16 protein-coding genes are annotated in these 16,031 nt (G+C 73.6%); 8 read left to right on the forward strand and 8 right to left on the reverse strand.

Annotation, left to right across the window (positions count from 1 at the left end; all coding sequences use genetic code 11):
• Window positions 1-4 precede the first annotated feature (4 nt).
• On the reverse strand, window positions 5-382 hold the full coding sequence (locus KME79_RS45500) for a TetR-like C-terminal domain-containing protein (RefSeq protein WP_308249111.1): 378 nt from the start codon (window positions 380-382) through the stop codon (window positions 5-7).
• Between the two features lie 3 nt (window positions 383-385).
• Here KME79_RS45500 and KME79_RS47690 point away from each other — a divergent pair, with 3 nt between their 5' ends.
• Genes KME79_RS47690 through KME79_RS30665 form a run of 3 tightly spaced genes read left to right on the forward strand, consistent with a single transcriptional unit; the run spans window position 386 to window position 2,194 of the window.
• Window positions 386-607, forward strand: a complete 222-nt coding sequence (locus KME79_RS47690) for a virginiamycin B lyase family protein (RefSeq protein WP_443684586.1) — start codon at window positions 386-388, stop codon at window positions 605-607.
• Window positions 608-611: 4 nt separating this feature from the next.
• Window positions 612-1,559, forward strand: a complete 948-nt coding sequence (locus tag KME79_RS30660) for a quinone oxidoreductase family protein (protein ID WP_148029856.1) — start codon at window positions 612-614, stop codon at window positions 1,557-1,559.
• Between the two features lie 17 nt (window positions 1,560-1,576).
• Window positions 1,577-2,194 carry a LysE family translocator gene (locus KME79_RS30665; RefSeq protein ID WP_148029857.1) on the forward strand — a complete coding sequence of 206 codons (618 nt, stop codon included), beginning with the start codon at window positions 1,577-1,579 and terminating at the stop codon, window positions 2,192-2,194.
• A 3-nt stretch (window positions 2,195-2,197) separates the two neighbouring features.
• Here KME79_RS30665 and KME79_RS30670 read toward each other — a convergent pair whose 3' ends face one another.
• Genes KME79_RS30670 through KME79_RS30690 form a run of 5 tightly spaced genes read right to left on the reverse strand, consistent with a single transcriptional unit; the run spans window position 2,198 to window position 6,689 of the window.
• Window positions 2,198-2,812, reverse strand: coding sequence for an HAD family hydrolase (locus KME79_RS30670; RefSeq protein WP_219548020.1), 615 nt, complete (start codon window positions 2,810-2,812; stop codon window positions 2,198-2,200).
• On the reverse strand, window positions 2,802-3,884 hold the full coding sequence (locus KME79_RS30675; RefSeq protein ID WP_219548022.1) for an ABC transporter ATP-binding protein: 1,083 nt from the start codon (window positions 3,882-3,884) through the stop codon (window positions 2,802-2,804). Before KME79_RS30675 ends, KME79_RS30670 begins: the two co-directional genes overlap by 11 nt.
• Window positions 3,881-4,732, reverse strand: coding sequence for an ABC transporter permease (locus tag KME79_RS30680; RefSeq protein WP_219548024.1), 852 nt, complete (start codon window positions 4,730-4,732; stop codon window positions 3,881-3,883). The genes KME79_RS30675 and KME79_RS30680 overlap by 4 nt, the downstream gene beginning before the upstream one ends.
• Window positions 4,720-5,541 (reverse strand): ABC transporter permease, encoded by an 822-nt coding sequence (locus tag KME79_RS30685; protein WP_219548026.1) that lies wholly within the window; start codon window positions 5,539-5,541, stop codon window positions 4,720-4,722. The genes KME79_RS30680 and KME79_RS30685 overlap by 13 nt, the downstream gene beginning before the upstream one ends.
• Complete coding sequence (locus tag KME79_RS30690) at window positions 5,538-6,689, reverse strand: ABC transporter substrate-binding protein (RefSeq protein ID WP_219548028.1); 1,152 nt, start codon at window positions 6,687-6,689, stop codon at window positions 5,538-5,540. Before KME79_RS30690 ends, KME79_RS30685 begins: the two co-directional genes overlap by 4 nt.
• Window positions 6,690-6,798: 109 nt before the next feature.
• Here KME79_RS30690 and KME79_RS30695 point away from each other — a divergent pair, with 109 nt between their 5' ends.
• The 3 genes from KME79_RS30695 to KME79_RS30705 all read left to right on the forward strand — a co-directional run bounded on the left by KME79_RS30695 (window position 6,799) and on the right by KME79_RS30705 (window position 11,534).
• Entirely contained in the window at window positions 6,799-7,545 is a 747-nt protein-coding gene (locus KME79_RS30695) for a GntR family transcriptional regulator (protein ID WP_219548030.1), read from the forward strand.
• A gap of 78 nt (window positions 7,546-7,623) precedes the next feature.
• A complete protein-coding gene (locus tag KME79_RS30700; RefSeq protein ID WP_148029863.1) occupies window positions 7,624-7,890 on the forward strand; it encodes a DUF6504 family protein in 267 nt (88 codons plus the stop codon).
• Window positions 7,890-11,534, forward strand: coding sequence for a DNA polymerase III subunit alpha (locus KME79_RS30705; protein WP_219548047.1), 3,645 nt, complete (start codon window positions 7,890-7,892; stop codon window positions 11,532-11,534). Before KME79_RS30700 ends, KME79_RS30705 begins: the two co-directional genes overlap by 1 nt.
• On the opposite strand, the gene KME79_RS30710 is transcribed toward KME79_RS30705, so the two are convergent.
• Window positions 11,447-12,253: a DUF4328 domain-containing protein gene (locus tag KME79_RS30710; protein ID WP_219548032.1), complete on the reverse strand. Its 807-nt coding sequence runs from the start codon at window positions 12,251-12,253 to the stop codon at window positions 11,447-11,449. The genes KME79_RS30705 and KME79_RS30710 overlap by 88 nt on opposite strands.
• Before the next feature lie 65 nt (window positions 12,254-12,318).
• Window positions 12,319-12,966 (reverse strand): response regulator, encoded by a 648-nt coding sequence (locus tag KME79_RS30715; RefSeq protein ID WP_148029865.1) that lies wholly within the window; start codon window positions 12,964-12,966, stop codon window positions 12,319-12,321.
• 89 nt (window positions 12,967-13,055) lie between these two features.
• On the opposite strand from KME79_RS30715, the gene KME79_RS30720 reads away from it, so the two are divergent.
• Window positions 13,056-13,733, forward strand: a complete 678-nt coding sequence (locus tag KME79_RS30720) for an ABC transporter ATP-binding protein (RefSeq protein WP_219548034.1) — start codon at window positions 13,056-13,058, stop codon at window positions 13,731-13,733.
• Window positions 13,730-15,742, forward strand: coding sequence for an FtsX-like permease family protein (locus KME79_RS30725; protein WP_219548036.1), 2,013 nt, complete (start codon window positions 13,730-13,732; stop codon window positions 15,740-15,742). Before KME79_RS30720 ends, KME79_RS30725 begins: the two co-directional genes overlap by 4 nt.
• The last annotated feature ends 289 nt before the right edge of the window (window positions 15,743-16,031 follow it).

Raw genomic sequence — 16,031 nt, forward strand, 5'->3', positions numbered from 1 at the left:
CGGGTCAGAGGATGCCGGCCCGGGCGGCGGCCAGGGCGGCGTCAGCCGCCCGGTCCGCGTCCGCCGCCGTGGCCGGCTCGTGGGTGACGAAGAGACGGTAGTAGATCGGCGTCACCGCGGCCCTGATCACCTCGTGGGCGTCGACCGCTGCGGGCAGCTCGCCGCGGTCGACGGCGCGGCGCACCACCTGGGCCGACTGCTCGTGGCGGGCCTGGAAGAAGTCGTGCAGCGCCAGGGCCGCCTCCGGGCTCTGCATGGCCGCCGCCACGAACGCCGACGACACCGGGCCCAGCTCCGGATCGGCGAACCCGCTCTGCACGAGCCTGGCCACCCCGCGCAGGTCGCTCAGCACCCGCTGCCCGACCGCGCCTGCCGGCCGCACGCGATCGTCACCGGGCCGGACGGCGCGCTCTGGTTCACCGAGTGGGCGGCGAACCGGCTCGGCCGCATCACGGTCGACGGCGCGATCAGTGAGTTCGAGCTGCCCGGGTCGGAGCCGCACGGCCTGGCCACCGGACCCGACGGCGCGATCTGGGTGGCGATGGAGTCCGGCGGACTCGCCAGGGTCATGCCGGACCGGCTCGCCGGACGGTTCGTAGTTGACTAGGGGCATGCGTGCAATCGTGCTGGCCGCCCAGGGCGGCCCCGAAGTCCTGGAGTACGTCGAGCGGCCCGACCCGGAGCCGGGTGACGGCGAGGTGGTGGTCGACGTCGCCGCGAGCGGCGTCAACTTCATCGACATCTACCATCGCTCCGGCGCCTACCCGCTGCAACTGCCCTGCACGATCGGGTCCGAGGGCGCGGGCGTGGTGTCCGCGGTCGGGCCCGGCGTCGAGGGCGTGGTCGTCGGCGAGACGGTCGCGTGGGCGATGGCGCTCGGCAGCTACGCCGAGAAGGCCGTGGTGCCCGCCCGCCTGGTGGTGCCGGTGCCTGAGAGCGTCGCGCCGGACGTGGCCGCCGCCGTGATGCTGCAGGGCATGACCGCCCACTACCTCACCCACTCCACCTACCGGGTGCAGGAAGGCGACACGGTGCTCGTGCACGCCGCCGCGGGCGGCATGGGGCAACTGCTCGTCCAGGTGTGCAAGATGCTCGGGGCGACCGTCTACGGGACCGCCTCCACCCCGGCGAAGGAGAAGCTGGCCAGGGAGGCGGGCGCCGACGACGTGCTCACCTACCAGGACTTCGCCGAGAGGCTGCGCGGCAAGGTGGACGTGGTCTACGACGGCGTGGGCGCGACCACGTTCGACGGCGGGCTGGAGGCGCTGCGCCGGCGCGGGCTCATGGTCCTGTACGGGGCCGCGAGCGGTCCGGTGCCGCCGGTGGACCCGCAGCGGCTCAACCGGGCCGGGTCGCTCTTCCTCACCAGGCCGACGCTGGCCGACTACACGGCCGAGCGTGACGAGCTGCTGTGGCGGGCGGCCGACCTGTTCGAGTGGATCGGCTCGGGCCGGGTGCGCGTCAACGTGTCGCACCGCTACCCGCTGGCGGACGTGGCCAAGGCGCAGGAGGACCTGGCCTCGCGGCGGACGACGGGCAAGCTGCTGCTGATCCCGTGACGGCTACGCTCGACGGCATGGACCTGACCACTTCGGTCGTCTCGTTCGCCGCCGTCGTCGCGTTATTGACGATCACGCCGGGACTGGACACCGCGCTCATCCTCCGTACGTCCCTGTTGTCCGGGAAGCGCCCCGCGTGGGGGGTGACGCTGGGCATCCAGCTCGGCACGCTCGTCTGGGGCCTGCTGACGGCGGCCGGCCTGGCCACGCTGCTGGCCGCCTCGCAGCTCGCCTACGACGTCCTCCGCTACGCCGGGGCCGCCTACCTGGTGTGGATGGGGCTGCGCATGCTGCTGGTCAAGAAGGACGCGCACGTGGACGAGCCGGACGCGCGAGAGGTCCGCTTCCGCACCGGCTTCCGGCGCGGGCTGGTGACGAACCTGCTCAACCCGAAGGTCGGCGCCTTCTACGTGGCGATGCTGCCGCAGTTCATCCCGCCGGACGCGCCGCACGCGGCGGTGGGGCTGCTGCTGGCGGGCGTGCACGTGGCCGAGGGGCTGGTGTGGAGCGCGGGCCTGATCGTCTTCGCCGGGGTGATGAGCGGCGTGCTGCGCTCGCCGTCCGTGCGCCGTCTGCTCGACCGGGTCACGGGCGTGGTGATCGTCGGCTTCGGGGTACGGCTGGCGGTCGACTGATCTTCACGCGATCGACCGGATCTCGCGGAGCGTCGGGAGACCTGTACGGGTGACGACCACGACGTGGCAGCCGGCGGTGCTGGCGGCCGTGACGCCGGCCGGGCTGTCCTCCAGGGCGACGCAGCGGGAGGGATGGGCGCCGAGGCGGCGGGCGGCTTCGAGGTACGGGTCCGGGTGGGGCTTGCCGCGGCGGGTGTCCTCCGCGGCCACCACCTCGTCGAAGCGGTGACCGAGGCGGGGGAGCACCAGGGCGGCGATGCTGCGGGGCGAGGCGGTCACCAGGGCGGTGGGGATGCGGGCGGCGGTCAGCTCCCGCAGCAGGGGAGTGGCTCCGGGCATGACGTCGAAGCTGTGGGCCAGCTCGCCGGCGAACGCGCGGGTGAGGGCGTCGCCGGTGTCCCCGGCGTCCCCGGCGTCGTGGTCGCGGGGGGCGCGGGAGAGCAGGTGGGCGGCCGTGTGCTCGACCGTGCGGCCGAGCACGTCCGGCTCGTCGTCCGGGCCCAGGTCGACGCCCAGGCCGCGGGCCACCGTCGCGGTGGCCCGCCACCAGTGGGGCTCGGTGTCCACGAGGGTGCCGTCCAGGTCGAACAGGACGGCCGCGGGCACCTCAGACGGCATCGGGCACGGGGGCGGCGCGCGCGGCCACCAGGACGGGACGCTCCACGAGGCGGATCGCGACGCGGGTGCCGGGGGCGAGCCGCGCCGCCTCGTGGCCGGGCACGTCGGCGAGCACCTCGTGACCGTCCATCAGCAGGCGGAGACGGACGGACGCGCCGCGGAACGACGCCGTCACCACCTCGCCGAGACCGGTGCCGACGGCGGGAGGGTGAGTGGTGTCGGCGAGGGTCACCTGGATGGCTTCCGGGCGGATGAGGACGGTGACGTCGGGGCCGGTGGGGGCGGTGCCGTCGACGGGCAGCGTCTGGCCGAGGACCGTCACCTTGCCGTCGCCGGCGAGCCGGCCCGGCAGGTGGTTCATGGTGCCGACGAACTCGGCGACGAACGGGGTGGCGGGCCGGTCGTAGACCTCGGCGGGCGGGCCGGCCTGCTCCAGGCGGCCGTCGCGGAGCACCGCGACCCGGTCCGCGATCGACAGCGCCTCCTCCTGGTCGTGCGTGACGAAGATCGTGGTGATGCCCAGGCCGAGCTGGAGCCGGCGGATCTCCTCGCGCAGCGCGACCCGTACCTTGGCGTCGAGCGCGGACAGCGGCTCGTCGAGGAGCAGCACGCGCGGCTCCAGGGCGAGCGCGCGGGCCAGCGCGACGCGCTGCTGCTGGCCGCCGGAGAGCTGGTGCGGGTAGCGGTCGGCGTGCCCGGGCAGGCCGACCAGCTCCAGCAGCTCGTCCGCCTTGGCCCGCCGGGTCGCGGTCGGCACCCCGCGCACGCGCAGGCCGAAGGCGACGTTGTCGCGCGCGTTCAGGTTGGGGAACAGCGAGTATGACTGGAACACCATGCCGGCGTCGCGCTTGTTGGCGGGCACGTCGGTGATGTCCTTGCCGTCGACCAGCACGGCCCCGGAGTCGGGACGCTCGAACCCGGCCACGCAGCGCAGCGCCGTCGTCTTGCCGCAGCCCGACGGGCCGAGCAGGGCGACGAACTGGCCGGGCTCGATGGTCAGGTCGAGGCCGTCCAGCGCCACCGTCTTGCCGAAGACCCGGCGCAGGCCGCGGAACTCCACCTTGGACGTCACTTCTTCTCCCTCCCGAAAGCGGTGGAGACCGCCAGCAGCAGCAGCCAGATGAGCAGCAGGCTGAGGATCGAGACCGCGACCGACACCTGACCGCGCGAGCCGGAGATCGTCACGATCCACACCGCGAACGGCTGGTAGCCGAGCAGCCTGGACACGGTGAACTCGCCGAACACCAGGGCGAGCGTGAGGAACGAGGCGCTGGCCAGGGCCGAGCGCAGGTTGGGGATGATCACGCGGAACATCACGTGCGGCCACGACGCGCCGAGGCTGCGCGCGGCCTCCACCAGCGTCCGCACGTCCATGGTGCGCAGCCCCGCGTCCAGCGAGCGGTAGACGAACGGCAGGACCAGGACCACGTACGCGAGCACGAGCACGACGGGGAAGCCCGGGTCCTGGACGGCGATGAGCGTGGCCCAGAACGGGGTGGGCGCGAGCACGTCGGCGCCGACCCGCAGCGAGGTGCTCAGCCCGGCCACGTACGTGATCGGCGGCACCACGAGCGGGAGCGTGCAGAGCACTTCCATCAGGGGCCGAAGCCCCGGCGCGAACAGCCGGACGGCCAGCATCGCGGGCAACGTCAGCAGCAGCACCAGCGCGATCGTGGCCAGCGCGAGCGCCAGCGACAGCGACAGGCTGGACGCGAAGCCCTCCGCCGTCAGCAGCTCGGCGTAGGGCTCGAAGGACAGTCCGGTGGTGGGCGTGTAGACCGTGTACCAGAGCGACGCCCCGAGCGGCACCAGGAAGTACAGCCCGGCGATCACGAACACGGCGGCCCGCCAGGCGCGCGGGCGGGCCGGCCGGGCGGGGGCGGTGACGAGGGGCTGCTCCAGGCCCGTCACTGCAGCCATCGGGTGGTCCTCCTCTGCAGCGGCAGGTAGATCAGCATGACCAGGCCCGCGATCACGATCATGTCCAGGCTCAGGGCGAGCGCCACGTTCTCCTGGCCGATCAGCACGTCGCTGGTGAGCGCGTTGGCGATCTTGAGGGTGACCAGCGGCACGACCGTGCCCGCGCCCATGGCCGCCGCCGTGGCGTAGGCGGCGAAGGCCGAGCCGAACAGCAGCACCACCCCGCCGAGCAGGGCGGGCGTCAGCACGGGCAGGGCGACGTAGCGCCAGTAGTGCCAGGCGGTGGCGCCGTTGTTGGCCGCCGCCTCCCGCCACTGCGGCCGCAGCCCGTCCAGGGCAGGCGCCATCACCAGCACCATCAGCGGCACGCTGAAGTACAGGTAGACGATCACCAGGCCCCAGAACGAGTACAGCGACCCCGACGGCAGCCCCAGCAGCCCGCTCACCACGCCGGAGTTGCCCAGCGTGGCCACCCAGAAGAAGGCCAGCGGGACGCCGCCGAAGTTGGCCAGCACGCCGGAGGCGGTCAGCACCGCGTTGCGTAGCGCGGTGGACCGGGAGGTGACCACCGCGTAGGCGAGGAACGTGCCGAGCACGGCCCCCGACAGCGCCACCACGGCCGAGACCTGCACGCTCCCGGCCATGGCGGTCAGGTTGCCGCCTTCCAGGCTCTGCCGCACGTTGGCCAGCGTCGGTTCGCCGCGCGAGGTGAAGGCCCCCGCCAGCAGCGCGGCCAGCGGGATGCCGAACACGAACGCGTAGAAGGCGAGCAGGGGCAGCGTGCCGAGCCACCCCGGGGACCGTCTCATCCGGAGATCGCGGCGTCCCAGCCGCTCGCCAGCTTGTTCTTGGCCGCGTCGACCTGCTCCGAGGTCGGGAACGCCGGCTCGCCCTCGACGGCCGGCAGCGCCTCGGCCGCCGCCTTGTCGATGCTGCCGTCGGCCTGCATGGCGGGCATGAGGACCGGGCGGGCGAAGCCCTTCAGGTAGAGGTTCTGGCCTTCGGGGCTGTAGAGGAACTCCTGCCACAGGCGGGCCGCCGCCGGGTGCGGGGCGTCCTTGTTGATCGCCTGGGCGTACATCTGGAAGTACTGGCCGTCGGAGGGCACGTTGACCTGCCAGTCGAGGCCCTTGGCCGCCATCTGAGGGGCGTAGGCGGCGTTGTTGTAGTCCCAGTCGATGCTGATCTGGGTCTCGCCCTTCTCGATCGTGGCGGGGGTGGTCTCGACCGGGTTGAAGTTGCCCGCGTCCTTCAGCTTCTTGAAGAAGTCGATGCCGGGCTGGATGTCGTCGAACGAGCCGCCGTTGGCGATCGAGGCGGCGTACACGCCGGCGAAGGCCGAGCCGGACTTGGTGGGGTTGCCGTTGAGCGCCACCTTGCCCTTGTACTCGGGCTTGAGCAGGTCGGCGAAGCTCTTGGGGCAGGTGGTGATCTTCTTGGCGTCGCAGCCGATGGAGATGTAGCCGCCGTAGTCGTTCACCCAGAGGCCGGTGGGCTCCTTCTGGCCCTCGGGGATCTTGTCGAAGGTCTGCACCTTGTACGGGGCGAACAGGCCCTCGGCGGCGCCGCTGATCGCGAAGGACTGGCCCAGGTCGAGCACGTCGGGGGCGCGGTCCTGGCCCTTGCGGGTCTTGACCGCGTTGATCTCGTCCGCGCTGGCGGCGTCCGGGTCCTCACTTTCGATCTTGATGCCGTACTTGGCCTCGAAGGTCTTGATGATCTCGCCGTAGTTGGCCCAGTCCGGCGGCAGGGCGATGACGTGCAGGTCGCCTTCCTTCTTGGCGGCCTCGACGAGCTTGTCGAAGCCGCCGAAGTCGGCCGCCGAGGTTGCGGTGCGCGCGTCCACCCCGCCTTCGGCGGCCGTCGACGTCTGGGTTCCTGGCGCGGCGCCGCACGCCGCGGTGACTACCGTAAGGGCGGCGATGACGCCTGCCGCACGAGCGCGAGGTGTGAACACGTGGCCTCCACTCCGGGGGTGTGGGAGGAATGTAGGGGAACTTGTACAAACAAGCGAGCACCAGTAAGTCGCATATACGTTGCTCTTTCGTGAACTGGGGTGGTCGGTAATGGTTGCGCGCTATGAACTGATCGCCGACGAGCTGCGGGGCGAGATCCTCTCGGGCGTGCACCCGGTGGGCTCGCAGCTCCCGTCCGAGTCGGAGCTGGCCGCGCGCCACGGCGCCGCCAGGGGGACGGTCCGGCAGGCGGTCGCCGTGCTGGCCGCCGAGGGCCTGGTCGGGTCGCGGCAGGGGGCCAGGCGCATCGTGCTCGGCACCGCGCGCAGCCAGAGCTTCGCCGAGCTGCACAGTTTCGCCGAGTGGGCGCGGGCCAACGGCTACCGGTACGGCGGCCAGGTGATCGCCCAGCGCCGCCGCCCGCCCACCCCGGCCGAGGCGGCCAGGCTCGGCTCCGGCGAGGTGCTCGACGTGCTGCGGCTGCGCACCCTGGAGGACGAGCCGGTGCTGCTGGAGCGGACCGCGTACGCGGAGTGGATCGCCGGCGCCGTCGAGAAGCTGCCGCCCGGCTGCGGCTCCGTGACCGAGGCGCTGTACGAGTCGGCGGGGCTGGTGTTCGCCTACGGCGAGCACCTCATCGACGCGGTGCCCGCGAGCACGCGGGACGCGCGCCTGCTCGGGGTCAGGCGGGGCAGCCCGCTGCTGCGCCAGCGCCGGGTGACGACCACGCACGAGGGCAGGGCGGTGGAGTGCTCGGACGACCGCTACCGGGCGGGGAGCGTGGCCTTCAGCATCCGCAACTCGATCGGGGCGAACCCGCTCGTGCGGCACGCGGGCGACTTGCGTTTCGGCGCGTAAGAACATATGTTCGAGTCATAGCGCCCGCCTTCCCCCGGGTGGCTCAGCATAGGCACCAGAGCCGCGGGGAGAAGCGACTTGAGCAGACTCTATGGCGATCCGATAGAGGTGTGGACCAGAGACGGGGAGCCGACCCAGTTCGTCTGGCGTGACCGGCTCTATCTCGTCCGCCAGGTGCTCGATCACTGGGTGGTGGCCCGCGAATGGTGGAAGATCAGCGAGAGCGACCCCGGTGAGCGCCGGTTCTGGCGGGTCGAGGCCAGCCCCGGGCGCGAGGCCGGCACGTACGAGCTGAGGTTCGACACCGCCAGCGGCGGCTGGCTGCTCCTGCGGGCGTGGGACTGATGGGCGGCCGGGCGGCGGGGCCGTTCCCGCACCTCAACGTGAGCTCCGCCTACTCGATGCGCTACGGCACCGCGTTCCCGAAGGCGCTGGCGGAGCGGGCCTTCGAACACGGGATGGACATCCTGGCGCTGACCGACCGCGACGGGCTGTACGGCGCGGTCAAGCACGCGCAGGCGTGCGCGGCCGCCGGGATCGCGCCGGTGTTCGGCGTCAACCTGGCCCTCGGCGATCCGGAACCGGACATGTGGCCGATCGCCCCGCCGAGCCGGACGAGCGGGCGTGACGCCCGGCCGCGGACCGGGCCGGGGGCGCAGGACCGGGTGACCGTGCTGGCGCGCTCGCGCGGCTGGTCGCGGCTGGCGCGGCTGGTCACGGCCGCACACTACGCGGGCGAGCGCGGAGACCCCCGCATCACCCGCGGGCTGGCCGCCGAGTGGGACGCCGCCGGCGACGGCGGGCTGGCGGTGCTGCTCGGCCCGCGTTCCGACGTCGGCCGCGCGGTGGCCGAGCGGCGCGACGACCACGCCCGGACACTGCTCGGCCGGTGGCGCGAGGCGCTGCCGGGCGTGGTGATCGAGCTGGTCGACCAGTACGCGTTCCACGACGCCGCCACGGCGCTGCGGATGCTCGCCCTGGCCGAGTCGATGGACGTGCCCGCCGTGCTCACCAACGCCGTCCGCTACCTCGACCCGGCCGACCACCAGGTCGGCGACGTGCTCGACGCGGCCCGCCAGCTCGTCCCGCTGCACCCGCGCCACCTGGAACGCACCACTTCCCACGCCTACCTCAAGAGCGGCAAGGAGATGGCCCAGGTCGCCGCCAAGATCTGCGGCCACGACGGGGACCGGATCGGCAGGCTGCTGCGCACCACCCGGCAGATCGCCGAGGCGTGCGCCGCCGACCCGGTGGAGCTGCTCGCGCTCCGCCAGAGCCCGCCCCGCCTCCACCTGCCGGAGATCGGCGGCGACCCGGTGCCGCTGCTGCGCCACCGCGTCGCGGACGGCCTGGCCGAGCGCGGCCTGCGCCGTTCCCGCGAGGCCAGGGAACGGGCGGCCGCCGAGCTCGACGTCATCGAGCGCAAGCGGCTGTCGGGCTACTTCGTCGCGGTGTCCGGCATCACCGACATGATCCGCGGGATGGGGGTGCGCTGCGCCATCCGCGGGTCCGGCGCGGGCAGCCTGGTCAACTACCTCATCGGCATCGGCGAGGTGAACCCGATCGACCACGGCCTGCTCATGGAGCGGTTCCTGTCGGAGGGCCGGATCGGGCTGCCCGACATCGACGTGGACGTGGAGTCCGCGCGCCGCCTCGACTGCTACAGGGCGATCTTCGACCGGTACGGAGAGTCGCGGGTGGCGTGCGTGTCCATGATGGAGACCTACCGGGCGCGCAGCGCCATCCGCGACGTGGCGGGCGCGATGGGGCTGCCGCCGCACGAGATCGACGCCATCGCCAAGGCGTTCCCGCACATCCGGGCCATGCAGATCACCGCGTCCCTGCGCGACCTGCCCGAGCTGCGCGAGAGCCGGCTCGGCGACGCCGGTCTGGAGCGGGTGTTCCGGCTGGCGGAGAAGCTCGACGGGCTGCCCAGGCACATCGCGCTGCACCCGTGCGGGGTGCTGGTCGGCAACTCCGGGATGCGCGACCTCACCCCGGTCGAGCGCAGCCTGCTGGAGTTCCCCATGTCGCAGTTCGACAAGGACGACGTGGAGGAGGCCGGGCTGCTCAAGCTGGACGTGCTCGGGGTGCGGATGCAGTCCGCGCTCGCGTACGCGCTCGGCGAGATCAAGCGGGTCGACGGCGTCACGGTCGAGCTCGACGCCCAGAGCGGCGACGATCCGGACGTACGGTACGTCCCGCACGACGACCAGGAGACGTACGACATGATCCGGGCCGGCCGGACACTCGGCTGCTTCCAGATCGAGTCGCCCGGCCAGCGCGAGCTGGTCTCCAAGCTGGAGCCGCGCACCATGCACGACCTGATCGTCGACATCTCCCTGTTCCGGCCGGGGCCGGTCAACTCCGACATGGTGACCCCGTACCTGGAGGCCAGGCACGGCTGGCGGCAGCCGTACTACCCGCACGAGCGGCTGCGCGAGGCGCTGAAGGAGACGCACGGCGTGGTCGTCTTCCACGAGCAGGTGCTGAAGATCATCCAGGTGATGACCGGCCGCGACCTGTCGTTCGCCGAGATGCTCCGCCGCACCCTCGGCACGCCCGAGGGCCGTGACCGGGTGCGCAACCACTTCGTGCCGCTGGCCAGGGCCAACGGGTTCGGCGACGAGGAGGTGGAGCGGGCCTGGAAGGTGCTGGACGCGTTCGGCGGGTTCGGGTTCTGCAAGGCGCACGCGGCGGCGTTCGCGCTGCCCACCTACCAGTCGGCGTGGCTCAAGCGGCACCACGCGGCCGCGTTCTTCGCCGGGGTGCTCACCCACGACCCCGGCATGTACCCGGCCCGGGTGATCATCGACGAGGCGCGGCAGTGCGGGGTGCGGATCCTGCCGCTCGACATCAACAAGTCGGCCAAGGACTGGCGGGTGGAACGGCTCGGGCCGCGGGTGCGGGTCCGCGTCGACCCGGCCCGGCTGGAGGGCTCCGGCCGGCCCCGGCGCGCGTTCGAGGCGGGGGAGATCGGCGAGGGGTACGCGCTGCGGGTGCCGTTCTCGGCCGTCAAGGGGGTCAGCGAGGCCGAGGTGGAGCGCATGGTGGCGGGCCGGCCCTACACCTCGCTCGCCGACTTCTGGGACCGGGCCCGCCCGTCCCGGCCGACGATGGAGCGGATCGTGCAGGTCGGCGGGCTGGACGCGGTGCACGGGCTGCGGCCCGGCGACGGCGAGCGGTGGCGGCCCGGCGAGCTGACCAGGCGCGACCTGATCGCCCAGGTCGGCGCGCTGGAGCGGGCCTCGTCGATCGGCGTGCGGGCGGGGCCGCGCCGCGGCAGGCGGTACGCGCCCGCGCCGCCCGCCGAGAGCCGCCACCTGGCGGCCGTGCAGCTGCCCCTCGGCTTCACCGAGCACGTCACCCCCGGCGAGCTGCCGGAGATGACCGACGCGGAGATGGTCGAGGCCGAGCTGGAGATCCTCGGCATGGACATCAGCCGGCACGTCGTCAGCTTCCACGACGAGCTGCTGGACGCGCTCGGCGTGACCCGGGCCAAGGACCTGCTCGGGCCGCGCAACGGGGCCGAGGTGCTGGTGGCCGGCGTCAAGGTGGCCACCCAGACGCCCGCGATCCGCTCCGGCCAGCGCATCATCTTCGCCACTCTGGACGACTCGACGGGGCCGGTCGACCTGACCTTCTTCGAGTCGGTGCAGGGGCGGTGCGCGGCCACCGTGTTCGGGTCGTGGCTGCTGCTGGTGCGCGGCGCGGTCCGCCGCACCGGCGCCCGCGCGGTCTCGATCCGGGCGCTCGACTGCTGGAACCTGGCCGACCTGGACGCGCTGTGGCGGGCCCGCGGCCTCGACGCCGTCCGCGCCGAGCTCGCCCGGCCCCCGGCCGACCAGGGCCCGGTGGGCGGGCGCGCCATCGAGTACGGCAACGGCTTCCGCCTGTCGCCCTACGCCGACCTGGGCCCGGCCGTCACCGACCCGCCCCGCCGCCTCTGGCACGCCAGCCCGGGCAGCTCCGGCCCCACCGCGGCCTGATCCTCGTCAGGAGGCCCGGCCCAGGTGGGTGGCCGCGGTGACGGGGGCAGGTCGGCCGGGGACCCGGCACTGGGGCGGACGGCGGGGGAGCGCTGGGGGGTGACGCGGCGGACCGTGGCGGCGCAGAGGGCGGCCGACAGGGCCAGGCACGCGAGCTCCAGGAAGCCCAGCCCGGTGAGGCTGTCGAGCGCGTCGAGCGGGAGGACGATGGTGAACACCGCCAGCGTCGCCAGCCAGCTCAGCCACCAGCCCGTCACCAGGGCCACCCGGCCGCGCCGGCTCTCCTCCGCCGGGCCGGTCGCCCGCCACGTCTCGTACACCAGCACCGCCGGCGCCACCAGGTTGACGCCCGGGATGAGCCAGGCGGCGGCCACCGTGCTCCGGGCCGCGGGCAGGGCGCCGGCCTGGCGGACGCGCACCAGCCACGTGGTGTGGGCGGCCGCGGCGGCGATCGTGGTGGCCAGGGCGATCAGCAGCAGCACCGCGAACACCGTCGCCGCGCCGGCCAGCGCGTCGGCGTCGGGGCCCGACGGCCGCCCGCCGAACTCGGCCAGCTCGGCGGCCAGCTGTCTGCCGCGCACCTGCTCGAAGACCACCAGAGCGCCCAGGGAGAGTACCTGCGCGGCGAGTGTCACGTAGACGGTGGTGGCGGCCTTGCCGACGACCTTGCTCGCGGACGTGGTAGCGGCTTTGGTGGGCGGTGCCTGGGCAAAGCGCACGATGTTCTCCCCCGGGCCATACGGTGGGTTCTGATTCACTTGTATCCCGGAGGCTGACCCGCTAATCAGCTCACGACACCCGATTCCCAGGCCCACGCGGCGATCTCCACCCGGTTCCTGGTGCCCAGCTTGGTGAAGATGCTCCCGAGGTGCGTCTTCACCGTCGACAGCGACACGAACAGCTCGGCCGCCACCTCCTGGTTGGTGCGTCCCCTGGCGACCAGCCGCACCACGTCCAGCTCGCGGTCCGTCAGCGGTTCCGGCAGGGGCGCGGGGGAGCGGCGGGGCCCGGACAGGTGCCGCAGCAGCCGCACCGTCACCGACGGCGACACCAGCGACTCGCCGCCGGCCGCCGCCTTGACCGCCTCCACCAGCAGCGTCGGCCCGCTGTCCTTGAGCAGGAACCCGGTGGCGCCCGCCCGCAGCGCCCCGTACACGTACTCGTCCAGGTCGAAGGTGGTGACGATGACCACCCGCATCGGGTTCTCGACGCCGGGTCCCGCCAGCGCCCGGGTCGCCTCCAGGCCGTCGAGCCTGGGCATCCGGATGTCGAGCAGGCACACGTCCGGGCGCAGCCGCCTGGCCTCGGAAACCGCGTCGGCGCCGTCGGCGACGGCCGCCACCACCTCCATGTCCGGTTGCGCATCCAGAATCATCTGAAATCCGGTGCGTACCAATTCCTGATCATCGGCGATGAGAACCCGAATAGTCACGCCCAAACTCTAGAGTCAACCGAACGGCCGATGCGGACCGTACGCATGGCCGATCCGCCGCCCCGGTCCGTCCCGGCAGGCTCGGAGCCATGAACGACGTGCTTGTGGGGCGGGCTCTCGCCAAACGGTTCGGACAGACGGTGGCGCTGGGCGGGGTGGACATCGCGGTGCGCGCCGCGGAGGCGGTGGCGATCATGGGGCCGAGCGGCTCCGGCAAGTCGACGCTGCTGCACTGCCTGGCCGGGATCATGAAACCGGACGCGGGCGAGGTCTGCCTGCTCGGTCAGCGCATCGACGACCTGGGCGAACGGAAGCGCAGCGCGCTGCGCCGCACCCGGTTCGGGTTCGTGTTCCAGTTCGGCCAGCTCCTGCCGGAGCTGCCCGCCGAGGAGAACGTGGCGCTCCCGCTCATGCTCGGCGGCGTCGCCCGCCAGGACGCGGTGCGGACCGCGCGGCAGTGGTTCGGCCCGCTCGGGCTGGGCGGCATGGAGGGCAGGCGGCCGGGCGAGCTGTCCGGCGGTCAGGCGCAGCGGGTGGCCATCGCCAGGGCGCTGGTGACCAGGCCGGCCGTGGTGTTCGCGGACGAGCCCACGGGGGCGCTCGACCAGGCCACGGGCCACGAGACGATGCGGCTGCTGGTGGAGGCCACCAAGCACAACGACGCCTCCCTGATCGTGGTCACCCACGACCCGAACGTGGCGGCCTGGTGCGACCGCATGGTCGAGGTCCGCGACGGCAGGCTGCTGGCGGGCGGGGTGCCGGCGTGAACCTCGATCTGACGTGGCGGCTGCTCAAGGGCGGCGGCCGCCGCGGCCTGCTCGGCACCTGGCTGACGCTGGGGGCGGTCGCGGTGGCCACGGCGCTGCTGCTGTTCGCGGTGACGGCCAACTTCGCCTTCCAGGCCAGGGGCGACCGGGACGCGTGGCGCAACCCGGTGGCGGCGGGGAGCGGCGCGACGGCCGTGGAGGCCGCCCGGTTCGACTACGTACGGGACGAGCGGGTGACGGTCGTGGACGTGGCGGCGCTGCCCGGGAAGGCGCCCGCGCCGCCGCCGGGGCTGGACCGCTTCCCCGCGCCGGGCGAGGCGTGGCTGTCGCCCGCGCTGGCCGAGCTGGCTCGCGAACTGCCCGCCGACCAGCTCGCGGCCCGCTTCCCCGCCGTGACCGGCGTGCTCGGCGAGGAGGCGCTGGCCTACCCCGGTGAGCTGGTGGCCGTCGTCGGGCACCGGCCGGACGCGCCCGTCATGACCGCCGAGCGCAGCGACGACTGGATCGCCGGCCGGCCGCCCACCCCCGTCGCGGACTTCACCGGCAGGGTGTCGGAGGACGCGGAGGCGTACCAGGTGCTGGCGCTGATCGCGAGCGTGCTCATGGTGGTGCCGCTGCTGGTGTTCGGCGGGGCCGCGGCCCGGCTCACGGTCGCCAGGCGCGACCAGCGGCTGGCCGCGCTGCGGCTGGTCGGGGCGACGCCCGGGCAGGTCGTCGGGATGACGGTGGCCGAGGCGGTCATCGTGGCGTTCGCCGGCGCGGTCGCCGGGACCGCGGCGTACGCGGCGGCCGTGCCGCTGCTGACGCGGATCGAGATCGGCGGCGGGCCGTGGTTCGCCGCCGACCTGTGGCCGCACCCGCTGGTGCTGGCCGGCGCGCTCGTCGCGGTGCCGCTGCTGGTCGGGCTGTCGGCGGTGGCCGGGCTGCGGCGGGTGGTGGTCAGCCCGCTGGGCGTGGCCAGGCGCCAGACGCCGCCCGGCATGCGGGCGCTGCGGGTGCTCGCGCTGCTGGTGGTGCTGGCCGCCTTCCCCCTGCTGGGCCTGGAGGCCAGTGTGACGGTCATCGCGGTCGCGATCGCGCTGGCCCTGCTCTCGCTCAACCTGGCCGGGCCGTGGGTGGTCGGCCTCATCGGCCGCGTCGCCGCCGCCTTCGCCCGGACGCCCGCTCTGCTGCTGGCGGGGCGCAGGCTCGTGGACGATCCGCGCTCGGCCTGGCGGACGGTCAGCGGGGTCGCGCTCACCGGGTTCGTCGCCGGGTTCCTCGGGATGCTCAGCCCGGGGGCGTTCTCCAGCGGGGCGTCCCACGCGGAGTTCCGGCTCGCCGTGGTGGAGGGGCGGCCGGCGGTGGTCGCCGAGCAGGCGCGCGAGCGGATGCGGGACGCCGGGCTCGCCGCCCGGGTCGAGCACTCGGAGAAGCTCGTCACGGTGACGGTGACCGGCGACGCCGCCCCGGCCGCAGGTGACGCGGCTGCCGGTGACGCGGGCAAGGGCGACGCGGTCGCCGGTGACGGGGGCGGTGTCGGGGTGGCGGCCGTCGATCGGGCGCGGACCGCTCTGGCGGGGCTCGTTCCCGGGCGGACGCCGACCAGTGAGGCCGACGACCAGCGGTTCGGCTTCCAGTTGCTGGACGACGTCCGGGTGGGCACGGTGGTGGTGCTGTCGGTGTCGTTCCTGGTGGCGATCGCCAGCGCGGGGATCACCGCGGCCTCGTCGGTCCTCGACCGGCGTCAGACGTACGGACTGCTGCGGCTGGCCGGCACCCCGCTGACCGTGCTGGACCGGGCACGGCGGGCCGAGACGCTGATCCCGCTCACCGTGATGGGCGGCGGCACGATCGCGGCCGGGGTGTTCTGCGCGACGCCGTTCATGCTGGGCGCCCCGAACCTGAGCGGGGCGGTCATGCTGGGGATCTGCGTGGCGCTGGGCTTCGCGGGCGTGCTCGGGGCCGGGGCGCTGAGCAGGCCGCTGCTGGTGGCGGTCACCACCGACCCGTCACCCCGCCCCGACTGACCGGGCAGGAGGGACCCAGGCCTCGATGCGCTCGCGGGCACTCGTCGATCGGGAGCGGGCAGTCGAGCGCCTGCTCGATCAGGTCCTCGGCCGCCTGTGCGCGGGCGACGCGCCGCTCCGGCTCGGCGATGTGATCGCGGAGCACGTCGCTAGGCCCGCAGCACGGTGACCTGGCGGCCGGACGGGGTGGTCGCCTCCTCGAAGGCGCCTCGGTCCTTCCACGGCGGGGCCTCGGGGCGCCGGTCGAAGATCACCAGGACGCCGGTGGTGAGGCTGAGCCGGTCCAGAT

It is taken from the genome of Nonomuraea harbinensis (assembly GCF_019396385.1).
In the GTDB taxonomy this organism is placed as follows: domain Bacteria; phylum Actinomycetota; class Actinomycetes; order Streptosporangiales; family Streptosporangiaceae; genus Nonomuraea; species Nonomuraea ferruginea.

Bases quoted from the DNA above. Each gene is read 5' to 3' on its own strand.
- KME79_RS30660 (WP_148029856.1), top strand. From the start codon at position 612: ATGCGTGCAATCGTGCTGGCCGCCCAGGGCGGCCCCGAAGTCCTGGAG.
- KME79_RS30665 (WP_148029857.1), top strand. From the start codon at position 1,577: ATGGACCTGACCACTTCGGTCGTCTCGTTCGCCGCCGTCGTCGCGTTA.
- KME79_RS30670 (WP_219548020.1), bottom strand. From the start codon at position 2,812: ATGCCGTCTGAGGTGCCCGCGGCCGTCCTGTTCGACCTGGACGGCACC.
- KME79_RS30680 (WP_219548024.1), bottom strand. From the start codon at position 4,732: ATGGCTGCAGTGACGGGCCTGGAGCAGCCCCTCGTCACCGCCCCCGCC.
- KME79_RS30685 (WP_219548026.1), bottom strand. From the start codon at position 5,541: ATGAGACGGTCCCCGGGGTGGCTCGGCACGCTGCCCCTGCTCGCCTTC.
- KME79_RS30695 (WP_219548030.1), top strand. From the start codon at position 6,799: ATGGTTGCGCGCTATGAACTGATCGCCGACGAGCTGCGGGGCGAGATC.
- KME79_RS30705 (WP_219548047.1), top strand. From the start codon at position 7,890: ATGGGCGGCCGGGCGGCGGGGCCGTTCCCGCACCTCAACGTGAGCTCC.
- KME79_RS30720 (WP_219548034.1), top strand. From the start codon at position 13,056: ATGAACGACGTGCTTGTGGGGCGGGCTCTCGCCAAACGGTTCGGACAG.